Raw genomic sequence first — 15,679 nt, forward strand, 5'->3', positions numbered from 1 at the left:
GTCATAAGTTTGTCAGTTTCTGAGGCTGGCAGACGGGGAAACTTCTTCATACATTTGTATGTCGATATTTATGATAGGGGGATTTGTGTATGGCGCATAATGAAATGCTTGCCATGATACTTGCAGGTGGGCGTGGTAGCAGACTTAAGGATCTTACCAATAAAGTTGCCAAGCCGGCTGTTTATTATGGAGGCAAATATCGAATCATTGATTTTCCACTTAGTAATTGTGCAAATAGCGGAATTGATACTGTAGGTGTACTTACTCAGTATGAGTCTGTACTTCTGAACAGTTATGTTGCTCAGGATGGTCGCTGGGGCCTCGACTCCAGGGACAGTGGTGTTTATGTCCTGACGCCAAGAGAAAAAGCTGATGAAGGGCTTGATGTTTACAGAGGCACAGCCGATGCTATTTCTCAGAATATCGATTTTATCGATAACTATAATCCTGAATATATTCTTGTTTTGTCAGGAGATCATATTTACAAGATGAATTATGCCAAAATGCTTGCTTATCACAAGGAGATGAAGGCGGATGCTACAATAGCTGTTCGACCTGTTCCTATGAAAGAGGCCAGCAGATTCGGCATTATGAATACTGACGGAAATGGCAGAATTGTAGAATTTGAGGAGAAACCTCAAAAACCAAAGAGTAATCTTGCCTCAATGGGTATTTATATTTTCAGCTGGAAGCTCATGCGCAAGATGTTGGTTGAGGATATGAATAATCCTGATTCAGACCATGACTTTGGTAAGGATATCATTCCAAGAATGCTTGGAGAAAAGAGAAATCTTTTTGCATATGAATTCAAGGGATACTGGAAGGATGTAGGAACTATAGATTCTCTCTGGGAAGCTAATATGGATCTGCTTGACCCCAAGAATGAGCTTAATCTTAATGATTCTTCCTGGCTTATCTATACAGAGGATGTTTCAATCCTTCCTCAGTATATTGGCAAGGATGCTAAGATCAAGAGAGCTTATATCACACAGGGTGTTCGCGTAGAAGGCTCAGTTACCAATTCAGTTCTTTTTACAGGCGCAGTTGTAGGAAAAGGGGCCAAGGTAGTTGATAGTGTACTGATGCCGGGCGCAGTTGTAGAAGAAGGCGCTACAGTAACAAGAGCTTTGGTGGCGGAAAATGTCCGTATCGGCAAGAAGGTGAAGATTGGTTCCAAGACCAGTGAAGAGATTGCACTAGTTGCAAAGAGCGTGAAAGGGGGTACAAAGTAATGGCAAATAAGGCTTTTGGAATAGTATCCTCTGCCGATAACAGTATTCATGTTGAAGGCCTTCATGATTACAGACCAATCGGTGCTTTTTCATTTATCGGAAGATTTCGTGTAATTGATTTTCCTATTTCCAATATGAGTAATAGTGGAATGGACAGAATTCAGGTTTATGTTCGATCCCGTCCAAGATCAATTGCAGAACATATCGGATCAGGAAGACATTATAATATCAACTCCAAACGTGGTAAGATACAGCTTCTTTTTTCCGAGGACAGCAATGTAAATTCAATTTACAACAACGATATATGCGCTTATAGTGAGAATCTTGATATCATTCAGAGAATGCATCAGGACTATGTTATCATTACTCCGAGCTATATGGTTTACAAGCAGGACTTTAGTGAACTCCTGCAGAGCCATATTAATTCAGGTGCAGATGTGACTCTTTTATACCACAAGGTTGATAATGCCAAGGAGTATTTCCAAAATTGTAAGATAGTTAATATCAACAAACAAAAGGGAATTTCTTCTCTTGAGAAGAACCTTGGAACAGCCAAGGAACGCAATATCTTCATGGATACATATTGCATGAGTAAGGAGACTTTTGTTGGCCTTATAAAGGCAGCCAAAGAGCTTTCTTCAATCTATACTCTTGCAGATATTGTTAATCTTAAGTGTAAAGATATGGATATCAGAGGCTATCAGCATAAGGGTTATTTTGCATCCCTTCTTAGCTTATCTGATTATTACAGAGCATCCCTCGAACTGCTTGATTATGATGTTGCAAGTGACCTGTTCAGACCTGAATGGCCTATTTATACCAGAACGACAGATTCCTGTCCTACACAGTATTTTGAAACAGCCAAGGTATCTAATTCCTTTATATCTAATGGCTGTCTCATAGAAGGTACAATAGAGAACTCTGTAGTTGGCCGTGGTGTTACTATCAAGAAAGGCGCAGTTATTAAGAACTCTATAATTCTGGCTCATGTAGTGATTGAAGAAGGAGTTCATATAGAAAATACGATCGTAGATAAATGGGCGCATATCATACACGTCAAGGATATACGCGGAACTGAAGAGCATCCTCAATATATTAAGAGGCGAGATACACTTTGATATGAACTGGGAGTGGTGAATAAAAGGATTCACCACTCCTTTTCTTAATATATAAAAACATGAGAAAATTTCTTGATCACAGATCGTCTTTTTTGGGCGTGCAACTGCGAAATGACATCAAAATCATGCACGGAATTTTATAAGAATTTAATTTGTTTAACTGTTTGTTTTTGCTACAATATATGTAAGTGGGAATATGTCTTTGTTGTGCAGAAAGGAGCACCAAATGCTAGCTACACTGATTCCGTTATTTGACGATAATATGTATGTTTGTGCATATTCTGTTTTTGCCAGAAAAGAAAACCACTTTTTGAACCCTAACTATGAAGGCGGGGCGAGGTATGATGGCGCCGGAACTGTGCACGAACTGGAAGTTGTCAGCAGCATGGGAGTTGGAACATTATCCGGAGGTAAAGAGGTATTTGTTCCAATCAATCAGTTCTCTATTTTTGCAGAAATTTCATTGCAGTGTACAGTGCCTGCAGGCAAAGTTGTGCTGTTGATGGATAATTCAATTGTTCCCACAGAGCAATATGTAAAGCGTGTCAAAGAGCTTAAGTCGCAGGGATATAAGCTTGCTATCAGAAAGCTTCAGATAGCGGATTTTGAGCCGTATAAAGAGATTATCAGTCAGTGCGACTATATTCTCCTTAACCATACAAAGATAGAGATTTCCAAAGCCAAGGTTTATTTTGGCAAGGTTTATCCTAATGTTAAACTTGTTGCGGTTAATGTTGATTCTCAGGAAGAATACGAAGAACTAAAAAAAGACGGCGGCTACGATCTTTATGAAGGTGGCTTTTTCAGAATGCCTGTCAAAGAGTCGGAGACAGAGGTTAGTCCTCTGAAGGTCAATTATATAGAGCTCCTTAATGTTATCAATGCGCAGGATTTCGACCTTCAGGAGGCTGCAGATGTTATAGGTAAAGACCCGGCGCTTGTAATTTCCCTTTTGGAAATGGTAAACAGAATGGCTCTTAATTCTGATATAACATCCATCCGGCATGCTGCGGCTATGCTTGGACAAAAAGAATTAAAGAGATGGATTAATACAGCTGTAACCAAAGAACTCTGTGCAGACAAGCCTTCGGAGATAACAAGGCTTGCAATGATCAGAGCCAAGTTTGCAGAGGGACTTGCGGGTCCTTTCGAGATGGGCATGGCTGCTCAGGAACTCTTTATCATGGGGCTTTTCTCTGCTATTGATATCATGCTGGATAAGCCTATGGAAGAAGCTCTTAATATGGTACAGGTTTCCAAGAATATCAGGGATGCACTTATTGATAACAAGGGAGATTTTGCTCCACTTCTTAATTTTATCAGAAGATATGAAGATGCAGACTGGACAGAGGTTTCCAGACTGATGGTAATTGATGATATAAATATGGATGAGGTATACGAGGCCTACCTTAATGCTCTTAAGTGGTATCGTGATCTTTTCCCTCAAAAATGATACGAGAGTAGTTTTTTCTCGTATCACGAGGTAACTATATGCTGGATATTCAGGGAATTGGCAGCATTACATTTAATCTGGCTGCCATTATCATCAGCATTACATGCGTATTTTATACGATAATTATGAAAGGCAAAAAGCGTCTTAGAAGCATGCTTTTTGTCTCTCTTTGCTCAATTGTGGCACTTGATGCACTCACAGCTGTTTTGGGAGAGCTTACCAAGGTCATTTTTTTTTCTGATGCTGTAAAGTATGCTCTTTTATATGTTTTCAATTTCTTATACTTTTTAACCCACTTTGCTACGGCGCCTATTTTCGCTCTTTATATTATCCTTGTGTGTGATGTGGGATTCAGATTTTCTCCAAAACGCCGATTCTGGCTCAGCATTCCTTTTCTTTTTATGGAACTTATGGTGCTCATCACACCGCTTACTAATTTTGTTTTTTACATTGATGAGAACACCCATTTTCACAGGAGAGTGGGAGTATATATTGCCTACGGTATTAGTGCTTTTTATGTTCTCTTTTCGATGGTGGCTTTATTTTTGTACTGGAATGATCTTAACAAGGCGAAAAGATCTGCAATTGTCTACTTTTCACTGCTGGTGGTAATAGGTACTGCAATACAGATGGTTTTCATCCAGATCAGAAGCGAGCTAATGTCTGAAGCTATAGGCTTTATGGGCCTTATGATGATGCTGGAAAATGATGATGACAGGATGGATGTATCTACGAGAGTTTATAATCGGAGTGCCTTTATACGCGATGCCAGAAGATACTTTAAATATAAAAGAAGCTTTTTTAACATTTGCGTCAGGATCACAAATGCTGATCTGTACAGGAAAATCATAGGCTACGAAGAGTTTGAGAGGATACTTAGAAGTTGTGCTGAGTATTTTGAAAACTTTGGCAAAACTTATGAAGTATACAGAATGGGGACGGATGCCTTTATCTTACTGTGCCCTGGAATAACCAGAATGGAAGCGGATGACATAGGAGATAAAATTCTTGAACGATTCAAACAGGAATGGGTGGTTGGTGAAAAAACTGTTCTGCTAAAGGCGCTTGTTCTTGAGGCCAGAGCTCCTGAACAGTTTGGAAGTGTTGACTATTTGCTGTTGTTATCAGACAGTACGATTGATAAAGAATATGACTATGTTCTATCCGGGGATAATCTTCATTTTCTGCTCAGAAAGGCTGATGTTGAAAAGGCTGTAAGAAGGGGCATAGAAAATGAAAACTTCAGAGTTTACTTCAACCCTATATACACAAAGAGTGATTTGCAGATCTGCGCAGCTGAAGCTTATCTGCAGCTAAGAGACAATGAGTTTGGCCATATTCACAGAGAAGAGTTTATTCCTGTTGCAGAGCAGACAGGAATGATAGAGGAACTTGGCTGGTTTGTACTTGAGCAGGTTTTCTATTTCCTTGGCGGTGGCATTGTCGATGAGATGGGACTTGAATTTATTAGTATAAATCTGTCTTCAGTCCAGATCGTCAAAACGGATTTTGTAGAAAAGGTGAAAGCTCTTTTGGAAAAATACGGAGCGTCTCCTTCTATGATAGTTTTTGATATTTCAGAGTCTGCAGCAGCTACCGATCAGTATATTTTGCATGAGACAATGAAAAAGTTAAGCCGGATAGGAATCAGATTTTTTATGGATGAATATGGAACCGGCTTTTTTAACATGCAATCTGCAACCTCAATGATTTTCGAAGGCGTCAAGATCGATGCAAGACTTATACAAAAAGCAGCAAGAACAAGCCAGAGCAGAATAATACTGGATAACAGGCTCAGAATGATTGGACAAATGGGCAAAAAGATCATTTTATCCAATGTCGACTATCAGGACTGCTATGACTTTATCAGTAATATCAAGGCTGATTATATCCAGGGAAGATACTTTACTCAGCCAGCCAGTAAGAATGAGTTTATCACAATACTCAGAGCTACAGAGACAGCCAGAATGGAAGAGAGAAGAGCCAGAGCTGCAAATGAGGCAAAGAGTAATTTCCTTGCCAATATGTCTCATGAAATACGAACGCCTATAAACGCAGTTCTTGGTATGAATGAGGTTATTCTAAGAGAATGCAAAGATGAAAAAATACTCGAATATGCCCAGAACATAGAGGGTGCCGGAAGAACTCTTTTGTCTCTGATAAATGATATCCTTGATTTTTCCAAGATAGAAGCCGGCAGTATGGAAATCACGGAAGCTGAGTATGATTTTAGTTCGGTACTTAATGATGTTTACAATATGGTCCATATTAAAGCAGAGCAGAAAATACTGGATCTTAAATTTGATATTGACGAGGACCTTCCGGATACGATGTATGGCGATGAGATGAGGCTCCGCCAGATAATAGTAAATGTGCTAAATAATGCTGTTAAGTATACCGAGGAAGGTGGCGTGACACTAGAAGCTACCGGAATAAGAGATTATGGCGATACGATCACGCTTAAGATCAAGATAACAGATACAGGAAAAGGGATTAAAAAAGAAGAACTTCCAACTCTTTTTGATAAGTTTAAAAGACTTGACGCTGAAAAGAACAGAACGATTGAAGGAAGCGGCCTGGGGCTTGCTATCACGCATTCTCTTTTGGAACTCATGGGCGGATCGATCATGGTTGACAGCGTGTATGGGAAAGGCTCTACTTTCACTATTGTACTTCCGCAGAAGGTTATTGGTGATAGCAAGATAGGTGATTTCAGGAGCAGGTTAAGTAATAGCATCAAAGACAGAAAGCCTTACAAAGAATCTTTTACCGCGCCGGATGCACAGGTGCTTGTGGTAGATGATACTCCTATGAACCATGTAGTTATCAGGGAACTGCTCAAACCTACGCTAATACAGCTGGATACAGCAAGAAGCGGAATGGAATGCCTTGATAAGCAGCACGTTAAAAAATATGATCTTATTTTCCTTGATTACAGAATGCCGGGAATGGATGGTACAGAAACCTTTAAAGCCATCAAGGAGGATAAGGAGAGTCCAAATGCTGATACTCCGATCGTTGTTCTCACAGCCAATGCTATTTCAGGCGCAAGGGATAATTTCCTGAAAGCCGGCTTTGATGACTATCTGAGTAAGCCTGTTGAGAGCAATAAACTTGAAGAAACACTGATAAAATATCTGCCTAAAGACAAGGTCAATATCACCAAAGTGGCACTTGATAGTGATGCTTATGGAGAAGCCGGAGGTAGTGCCCAGGCAGGATCAGATGATGATGTAAAGGTATCCTGGCTAGGGGAGCTTGAGAAGTTTGATGAGATAGATACAAGGCAGGGACTTAAGAACTGCGGAACAGCCGAAAGCTATCTTAGTATCATCAAGGTGTATTACGAGTCAATGGACAGTTCCAGAGGAAATGTTGTATCGGCATTTGACGATGAAAACTGGAAAGACTATACAAGCTATGTTCATTCGCTTAAAAGTACCAGCCGTACTATTGGAGCTATGGAACTTTCAAAGCTTGCAGAAAAGCTTGAAAATGCCGGAAATGCTAAAGATATAGATACTATAAGAGCTTATAATGATGAGCTTTTGAGCCGCTATGACGCTATTGAGAGTAGCCTTTCCAAGATACCGGAGGTTGCAGGAGTAGAGGAAAATGCGGCGGATAAAAAAGAAATAAGTGATGCCCAGATCATTGATGCTTACAGCAGTATTTTGGAAGTCAGTAAAGTGCTTGATTACGACACACTTATGTTTATTCTCGATTCGATTAAAGAGTATAGACTATCACCAGATGATGAGCAGCTTATGAGTAAGATATCCAAACTCGCCTATAAACTTAAATGGGACGAGATAACGGAACTTGTACAAAACAGATTGAACAGTTAGGAGCAATTATATGTTTAAAAAAATTCTGCTTGTTCGAAATGAAGAAACCTTCATGGTTAACGCTATTAAGAACTTACTGAAGAGCAAAAACTATATCGTGGAGGATTCGTCGTATTCTGTAGGAGAACTAAATAATAAAAAACAGGGTGTTAATCTTGCAATCCTGTATACTGACGAGGATATTGAGTCTCACAGAGATGCCATGGTTTTCTTCAAGGATATGAACATGGAGGAAAACTTCATAATCATCGTGATTGGAGATAAAGATGCCTTTGATCTGATCCACCACTACGTTCCAAAGGAGGACATAGCCTATGAAATAACAAGGCCTCTTGATATGGCTGACCTGATGGAAAAAGTGGCTATAGTTACCGATGATGAATACGAGCTGCAGAGAAGGAAATGCATTCTCATAGTGGATGATGACCCCACATTTATCCAGATGATAAGAGAATGGCTCAAAGACACCTACAGGGTAGGAATGGCTAACTCCGGAACTCAGGCAGTAGCGTGGCTTGCAAATAATAAGGCGGATCTTGTGCTGCTTGATTATGATATGCCTGTTCTTGACGGCCCTAAGGTGCTTCAGATGCTGCAAAGCGAAGCTTTTTCCAGTTCAATCCCTGTAATGTTCCTGACAGGTAAAAGCGATAGAAAGAGTGTAACAGATGTTCTTGCACTTAAGCCTGCAGATTACCTGCTTAAAACTATCAGCAGGGATAAACTCCTGAGCACACTTGATACATTTTTTAAACAGAGGAAGTAAGATAGATGTTAGATATTGCATTGCTTGACAGCACTACCTACAGGATAGCTGCTGCAATTATTTGCATAACGTGCCTTTTTTATTCGACTATGATGCGTAAAAGAAATCGCATCAGAAATCGTCTATTTTTGCTGCTTGTTTTATTTACGCTTATAGGCTGCTGCACAGAGCCTTTAAGCTATCTGGCTATCAGTACACCAATTCCCGACACGATCAAGTGGATCATAAGTTACGTCTGCCAGATGATCTATTATATTACGCATTATGCGATGGCACTTATTTTGTTTCTATATATAGTTTCTATCACCGGTACTGCATTTAAGTTTTCTAAAGGGCTTAGAAGGCTGATAGTTTTGCCTCTGATCCTTTTGGAAATCATGCTTCTGACAAACCCTTTTACGGAGCTGACTTTCAGAATTACAGGAAAGTTTACATACGGAAGAGGTGCGGGACTTTACCTTGCTTATGCAGCTTCAGTTGCATATTTTCTGGCCGGCTTCTTATTACTTGTTAAAAGCTGGTATGTAATAAATGGCATGAAAAGAGTTGCTATGATATATTTCATGGTTCTGGCTCTGACAGGCGCTTTGGTGCAGTTGTTCTTTCCGCAGGTCAAATGTGAGCTCTTGTGCGAAGCAATCGGACTTAGTGGAATCCTTATCATGATCGAAAAGGATGATGACAGGATGGACTCTCAGTCTGAAGCCTATAACAGAAGCGCATTTGTGCAGGATGTTACAGCCTTTTTTAAACTTGGAAGAGCATTTAAGGCTGTGTGCATCAGAATAGAAGACCTTGATAATTACAGAAAGCTTTTCGGATATGAGAGGATAGATAAACTTGTTGCTCAGATAGCTGATTTCCTGATGGATAACAAAAAAGAAACCTATGCCTATCGCACCGGAGTTGAAGTCTTTTACCTGTTATGTACTGATTATAGCGATGAGGACATCAGGGCTCTTGTAGACAGGATAACTGAAAGATTTGACAGAACCTGGGAATATGAGGGCAGCAGTATAAGGCTTGATACCAGGATTCTTGTTGCGGACTGTCCGGGACAGTTCTCAAGTATAAATGACATTTTTTTACTGGATTCTTCAAGCCTTGACGGAACTGAAAAGAAAATACTGATAGGCTCTGATCTTGATTTTCTGGTAAGGAAAATTGAAGTTGAAAAGGCTATAGGACGCGGTATCAGCGACAAAAAATTTAGTTATCTGTATACTCCTGTTTATTCCATGGATGGCCTTAAGATCAAGCTTGCACATATGACGCTTAAGCTCCAGGATGAAATTCTTGGCGTGATCCCAACAAGAGAATTTATGGAAGTTGCAGAAGGAACTGGATTTATAGATGAAATTCAGTATAAGATCATAGAAGAGGTCTGCAGATTTTTATCCTATGGTGTTGATAAATCCGATATGCAGATGGATTTTGTCTTTGTACCTATCATGTCTGCGACTGTTATAAAAAATGAGTTCGTCAAAAATGTCAAAAACATAGTTGATCATTATGGCATAGATCCTTCTCTTATTGCTTTTGTATTGAAAGAGTCGTATGCAATATATGCAAGGGAAGCTATGTCACAGATGATGAGCAGCTTTGTCAGCTATGGCATTAGAATGTACATAAGCGAATATGAAGCGGGATTTTTGGGACTTAATACGCTGGTAAATTATGAGTTTGAAGGAGTTATCCTTGATATCAGAAGCATTTATGAAACTGACAATGATAATATGGATAATGCTGATATTGTTCTGCAGAACAGGGTCAATATGATCATACAGCTCAAGAAAAATGTGGTCCTGTCAGGAATAGACAGCAGGTTATTATATGATAAAATGTTGAAAGTACCGATAAATTATGCTGAAGGTGATTTTTTGTCGCCTACGATAACCAAAAATGAATTACAGAATAGATTCTGGCATGGGGAACATCTTGTTATAACAAAAGATGGTGTGGAAAGACTTGAGGAAGATGAATAGTTGTAATTTTGTTCTGGGGATAGATGTTGATTTTTTACAGGACAAGGATAAATTTGATTACTGGTATAGCCAAATGCTGGGAGAGCGCAAGGCTAAGATAGACAAATTCAGGCCACTAAACAGTAAGCTCTTGTCACTTGGCGCAGGGATAGTCCTTAAAAGAGGCCTTGATATGCTTGGCTTTACCGATTCTGTTATATTGGAAGATCAGAATGAAAAACCATATTTACAAGGCGCTACAGGCTTGGAATTTAACCTTTCACATTCGGGTAAAATAGCTGTATGCGCTTTTTCTGATGCACCGGTAGGAATCGATGTTCAGGAGCCTGAAAGATTCAGCGGAAATTTGATGAATTTTGTTTACAAGGATGAGGAGATAAAGTATATTAAATATCGTTCGGAGAACCAGTCTGATATTGACCGTTTATGTACTAAAATGTGGACTATGAAAGAGAGCATTATGAAGTACTACGGCAAGGGACTATCAATGGATCCACGCAAGATATTCATAGATTTAGAGCATGGGGACAAGGCCTATTATGATGGCGATGCTCTTGAGAATATCTTTTTTACGGAATATGAGCATGAAGGATATTATATTACAGTATGTTCCAGATATGAGAGTTTTTCGGATGAAATCAGTTTTGTAATGGGAGAATGAAGATGGTTATGATTTATTTGGCTATATTGCCGGCAGCAGTACTAATGTACTTTATCTACAAGGCAGATAAAGTTGAGAAAGAGCCTGTAGAGCTTTTGGTTAAGATTTTTCTTTATGGCGTTGTTACAACGATCAGCGCAGTGATCCTTGAACTATTAGGGGATGATATTCTCGGGTTTTTCCTGTATGAGGACAGCTTACCTTTTATCTTTTTGGAAAATTTCTTTGTTGTAGCTCTTGCGGAAGAGCTTGGTAAATACGTTGTAGTTAAGAAAGTTGCCTGGAAACATCCCGCATTTAATTATACTTTTGATGCTGTAGTTTATGCGGTTTTTGCTTCACTTGGTTTTGCGGTTCTTGAGAACATTCTGTATCTTACGGATGCTTCTATAACAACTGCAGTTATGCGAGGCGTTCTTGCTGTTCCCGGCCATGCAATTGATGCAGTATTTATGGGAAGCTATTTTGGAGCTGCCAAGAGGTGCGAGGCACTTGGCGATAAGAACGGCATGAAAACAAACCTGCAAAAGGCACTTATCGTTCCTGTAGGTATTCACGGATTCTATGATTTCTGTCTTTCAGTTTCAGATTATTATCCTATAGCAATAGTAGTATTCTTCGTGTTTGAGATTTGTATTACTATATATGCGATCAGAAAAGTTAAAAAGCTCTCAGCTTCCGATACAGCTCTTTTTCCTACAGGGTATTATCCTGGAGCTACAATTGCAGCTCAGATGTACAATCAGAGAGCTATGGGCTTTGAGCCAATGCCGGTTCAGCCAGCGATGAACTTCGATCCTATGACAGGACAGCCACTTCAGCCAATAGCGCAGCCTGTTCAGCCAGCGATGAATTTTGATCCGATGACGGGCCAGCCGCTTCAGCCAGTGATGCAGCCTGTTCAGCCAGCAATGAATTTTGATCCTATGACGGGAAAACCACTTCATCCGGTAGAACAGCCAGTTCAGCCAGTAGTGCAGCCGGCGATGAACTTTGATCCAATGACAGGAAAACCACTACATCCTGCAGCACAGTCTGCAGTTCAGCCAGTGATGCAGCCGATACAGCCGGCAATGAACTTTGATCCAATGACAGGAGAACCACTACATCCTGTTGCACAGCCAGCTCAGTCGGCAGTTCAGCCATCTACACCTGCTGATAATGATGCACCTGCAGAACCTAAGGAATTTGTTCCTGTTACACCCATTCAGTATGATCCCGTAACTGGTCAGCCGGTTGTGATCACAGAATAATAGTCGCGGAGATTACGCTGCCCCTTTAATAAAAAGAGGGGCAGTTTTTTTGAGTTCTATAGTTATATATCATATATATCATATTTGTTTATTGTTTTTTAATTATCATTTTTGTTGATTTATAAAGTGTTACACTATATCATGGTATGAGCGCTGAAAGATAATGCAGGTGTATCATAGGTATCTACATATTCCTTTTGAGACCTACATCACTATATATTTGGAGAGAGTTTATGCAGAAAAAGGATCAGGCCTTATTATCCAAGTGTTTTTTATTTATGCTTGCTGGTTTTGCATGTTTCGCTTTTGCCAGCAGATCGTCTTTTTTGTATCCGCTTAATAATTGGGATGATGCCAATAGCTATTTTAGCGTAGGAAAGGGTATTTTTAATGGCAAAATGCCTTATAGGGATATATTTGACCAGAAGGGAATGTATCTGTATTTCTTTTACGGGCTGTGTTATCTGATTTCCCATACAAATTTTACCGGCGTATTTATAATGGAAATCCTCTTTGGAATTGCTGATCTTGTGTTTGCCTACAGGATCATCAGATTGTATGCAGGACAGAAAGCGTCACTTTCGCTGGCTATACTTGTCATGGGCGGAATGGTGAGTTCCAGAAGCTTTTGGTGGGGAGGATCTGCTGAGGAAATATGCCTTCCCTTTATGATGGCAGGCTTATATCTGTTTACTGATTATTTCAAAGGACAGTATCCTGAAAAAACTATGTCACTTAGAACCGTTTTTGCCGGTGGCGTGCTGGCGGGAATAATTGCCAATATCAAATTCACGGGCCTTGGATTTTTCTTTGCCTGGATGATGCTGGTGTTTATAGCCTATCTTGTTCTTGGTGATTTTCTGGGAGGAATCAGAGCCTGCCTTGTTTTTCTTGGAGGAATGTTTGTGCCGTTTATTCCATGGATCATTTATTTTGGTATCCAGGGCGGCTTATACGAATGGTACTGGGGATACATTCATGTCAATGTCTTTGTCTACAGCAAGGTAGGCGCAGAAGGCGCAGGCTTACTGCAGGCAATATGGTCAATGATCAAGATTTTTTACTTTCTTATCTGGAATAACTGGATGTATATGTTTCTGGTAATTGCAGGCCTTGTGGCTAGCGCATTGGATCCTAATGCAGCCTGGCTTGCCAGAATTAGTGTTGTTGTATTGTTTGCTTTTACTTTTGTTGGCATCTTTGGCGGGGGAAGAGAGCTTCCTTATTATTCGCTTCCGCTTAGCATTTTTGCAGTATTTGGAGGAGCTTTTATTGCCAACAGATTAAACGCTTTGGCTGAAATCGAATCGTCGGGCTTTGGGTTTATGGGCCTTCCTATTTTTGCTCTTATGATGGCTCTTATGCAGATAGCAACTTTTTCCATGAATGTTCCTTTTATGGCAGAGAAAAGAGAAGAATTCTTTTTGTACAGATTCAGAGATGAGGTCCTTGAAACAAACAACCCTACTCTTTTAAATGTGGGATGTCTGGACGCAGGACTTTACACACTTTGTGATATAGTACCAAGCTGCAGATGGTTCCAGACCCAGACTCTGGATATTGATGACCCTGCAAATAACCCATATATGGAGCAGGAGAGATATGTAAGAGAAGGGCTTATTGATTATGTTCTTGTCAGGGATTATATTCCGGAATCAATTGATGTTCACTATGATCTGATCGACCAGGAGGAATACGGCTGGGGAGATTATGATTTTATGTATTACCTGTATAAAAAGGTGAGATAAATAAAAATAAATTATTTGAGGAGTTTTATGAGTATATTAAATGTTGAACACTTAACCCATGGATTTGGAGACAGAGCCATTTTTGACGATGTTTCCTTCAGACTACTTAAGGGTGAACATATTGGACTTGTCGGAGCTAATGGCGAAGGCAAGTCCACATTTATGAATATTATTATTGGTAAACTTATGCCTGATGCGGGCAAAATTGAATGGGCCAAAAACATCAATGTAGGTTATCTTGACCAGCACGCAGTGCTTAAGCCGGGGATGACTATTCGTGACGTTCTTGCATCTGCTTATGAGCCTTTATATGCAATGGAGAGCAGAATGAATGAAATCTGTGATGCAATGGGCGAAGCTGATGAAGCTCAGCTTGAGGCATACATGGAGGAACTTGGAACAATCCAGGATCTTTTGACAAACAGGGATTTTTACCTGATAGATTCCAAGATAGAGGAAGTATCAAGAGCACTGGGCTTTCTTGATCTTGGCCTTGACAGGGATGTTACTGAGCTTTCCGGAGGACAGAGGACCAAGATTCTGCTTGCAAAGCTCCTTTTGGAAAAGCCGGATATCCTTCTCTTGGATGAGCCCACTAACTATCTTGATGCAGAGCATATTGTATGGCTCACACGATATCTTCAGGATTATGATAATGCCTTTATCCTGATATCTCATGACATACCATTTCTTAATAGTGTGGTTAATATCATTTATCATATGGATGGTCAGACTCACAGCCTGGACCGCTATGTTGGCGATTATGACAAATTCATGGAAGTTTATGAGATGAAGAAGGCACAGAGAGAAGCTGCCTATAACAGACAGCAGCAGGAAATTGCTGACCTCAAGGATTTTGTTGCAAGAAATAAGGCAAGAGTCGCTACCAGAAATATGGCTATGGCTCGTCAAAAGAAACTTGATAGCATGGACATTATCGAGAAAATACAGGAAAAACCCAAGCCTGAGTTTAATTTCAAGGTGGCCAGAACACCCGGAAAGGTACTCTTTGAGACCAAGGATCTTGTCATTGGATACGACGAGCCCCTTTCATCACCTCTTAACATCACAATGGAACGCGGCTCTAAGATAGTTCTCACAGGCGCAAACGGGATTGGTAAGACAACACTTCTTAAGAGTATTCTTGGCCTTATCCCTGCAATCAGTGGTTCCGTAGAACAGGGAGAAAATGTAGCTATCGGCTACTTTGAACAGGAGATGTCTCCTGATATTGAAACTACTTGTATGGAAGAAATCTGGAAAGAATTTCCCGGATTTTCTCAGTATGAGGTTCGTTCAGCCCTTGCTAAATGCGGTCTTACAACCAAGCATATTGAGAGCAAGTGCAAAGTCCTTTCAGGTGGAGAGCAGGCCAAGGTTCGTCTCTGCAAACTAATAAACAGAGAATCCAACCTTCTTGTTCTTGACGAGCCAACAAACCACCTGGATGTAGATGCCAAGGCAGAACTCCTAAGAGCTCTCAAAGATTACAAGGGCAGTATCCTCATGGTTTGCCACGAGCCAGACTTCTACGAGTCTCTTGCAACCCAGATAATTGACTGCACCAAGTGGACCACCCGCCTTTAAGCTTTAACCCCTCCTGAAGGGGTAAGGC

General features: G+C 40.3%; 10 protein-coding genes. All 10 read left to right on the plus strand.

Annotation, left to right across the window (positions count from 1 at the left end; all coding sequences use genetic code 11):
• The first annotated feature begins 89 nt into the window (after positions 1 to 89).
• The 10 genes from BPR_RS05355 to BPR_RS05400 all read left to right on the plus strand — a co-directional run bounded on the left by BPR_RS05355 (position 90) and on the right by BPR_RS05400 (position 15,651).
• On the plus strand, positions 90 to 1,232 hold the full coding sequence (locus BPR_RS05355; protein ID WP_013280443.1) for a glucose-1-phosphate adenylyltransferase: 1,143 nt from the start codon (positions 90 to 92) through the stop codon (positions 1,230 to 1,232).
• Entirely contained in the window at positions 1,232 to 2,350 is a 1,119-nt protein-coding gene (gene glgD / locus BPR_RS05360) for a glucose-1-phosphate adenylyltransferase subunit GlgD (protein WP_013280444.1), read from the plus strand. The genes BPR_RS05355 and glgD overlap by 1 nt, the downstream gene beginning before the upstream one ends.
• Before the next feature lie 226 nt (positions 2,351 to 2,576).
• Complete coding sequence (locus tag BPR_RS05365; protein ID WP_042256603.1) at positions 2,577 to 3,803, plus strand: EAL and HDOD domain-containing protein; 1,227 nt, start codon at positions 2,577 to 2,579, stop codon at positions 3,801 to 3,803.
• Between the two features lie 38 nt (positions 3,804 to 3,841).
• Positions 3,842 to 7,651 (plus strand): EAL domain-containing protein, encoded by a 3,810-nt coding sequence (locus tag BPR_RS19680; protein WP_013280446.1) that lies wholly within the window; start codon positions 3,842 to 3,844, stop codon positions 7,649 to 7,651.
• Between the two features lie 10 nt (positions 7,652 to 7,661).
• Positions 7,662 to 8,417, plus strand: a complete 756-nt coding sequence (locus tag BPR_RS05375) for a response regulator (RefSeq protein WP_013280447.1) — start codon at positions 7,662 to 7,664, stop codon at positions 8,415 to 8,417.
• 5 nt (positions 8,418 to 8,422) lie between these two features.
• Complete coding sequence (locus tag BPR_RS05380; RefSeq protein ID WP_013280448.1) at positions 8,423 to 10,402, plus strand: EAL domain-containing protein; 1,980 nt, start codon at positions 8,423 to 8,425, stop codon at positions 10,400 to 10,402.
• Complete coding sequence (locus tag BPR_RS05385; RefSeq protein ID WP_042256606.1) at positions 10,395 to 11,063, plus strand: 4'-phosphopantetheinyl transferase family protein; 669 nt, start codon at positions 10,395 to 10,397, stop codon at positions 11,061 to 11,063. The genes BPR_RS05380 and BPR_RS05385 overlap by 8 nt, the downstream gene beginning before the upstream one ends.
• Before the next feature lie 2 nt (positions 11,064 to 11,065).
• Positions 11,066 to 12,316, plus strand: coding sequence for a PrsW family intramembrane metalloprotease (locus BPR_RS05390; protein ID WP_042256608.1), 1,251 nt, complete (start codon positions 11,066 to 11,068; stop codon positions 12,314 to 12,316).
• A gap of 233 nt (positions 12,317 to 12,549) precedes the next feature.
• Complete coding sequence (locus BPR_RS05395; protein ID WP_042256610.1) at positions 12,550 to 14,064, plus strand: hypothetical protein; 1,515 nt, start codon at positions 12,550 to 12,552, stop codon at positions 14,062 to 14,064.
• Positions 14,065 to 14,091: 27 nt separating this feature from the next.
• Positions 14,092 to 15,651 (plus strand): ABC-F family ATP-binding cassette domain-containing protein, encoded by a 1,560-nt coding sequence (locus tag BPR_RS05400; RefSeq protein WP_013280452.1) that lies wholly within the window; start codon positions 14,092 to 14,094, stop codon positions 15,649 to 15,651.
• Positions 15,652 to 15,679 lie beyond the last annotated feature (28 nt).

This window comes from Butyrivibrio proteoclasticus B316 (assembly GCF_000145035.1).
Classification (GTDB): Bacteria; Bacillota; Clostridia; order Lachnospirales; family Lachnospiraceae; genus Butyrivibrio; species Butyrivibrio proteoclasticus.

Coding starts and splice junctions, on each gene's coding strand:
- BPR_RS05390 (WP_042256608.1), top strand. CDS start 11,066: ATGGTTATGATTTATTTGGCTATATTGCCGGCAGCAGTACTAATGTAC.
- BPR_RS05375 (WP_013280447.1), top strand. CDS start 7,662: ATGTTTAAAAAAATTCTGCTTGTTCGAAATGAAGAAACCTTCATGGTT.
- BPR_RS05395 (WP_042256610.1), top strand. CDS start 12,550: ATGCAGAAAAAGGATCAGGCCTTATTATCCAAGTGTTTTTTATTTATG.
- glgD (WP_013280444.1), top strand. CDS start 1,232: ATGGCAAATAAGGCTTTTGGAATAGTATCCTCTGCCGATAACAGTATT.
- BPR_RS05385 (WP_042256606.1), top strand. CDS start 10,395: ATGAATAGTTGTAATTTTGTTCTGGGGATAGATGTTGATTTTTTACAG.
- BPR_RS05400 (WP_013280452.1), top strand. CDS start 14,092: ATGAGTATATTAAATGTTGAACACTTAACCCATGGATTTGGAGACAGA.
- BPR_RS05380 (WP_013280448.1), top strand. CDS start 8,423: ATGTTAGATATTGCATTGCTTGACAGCACTACCTACAGGATAGCTGCT.
- BPR_RS19680 (WP_013280446.1), top strand. CDS start 3,842: ATGCTGGATATTCAGGGAATTGGCAGCATTACATTTAATCTGGCTGCC.
- BPR_RS05365 (WP_042256603.1), top strand. CDS start 2,577: ATGCTAGCTACACTGATTCCGTTATTTGACGATAATATGTATGTTTGT.
- BPR_RS05355 (WP_013280443.1), top strand. CDS start 90: ATGGCGCATAATGAAATGCTTGCCATGATACTTGCAGGTGGGCGTGGT.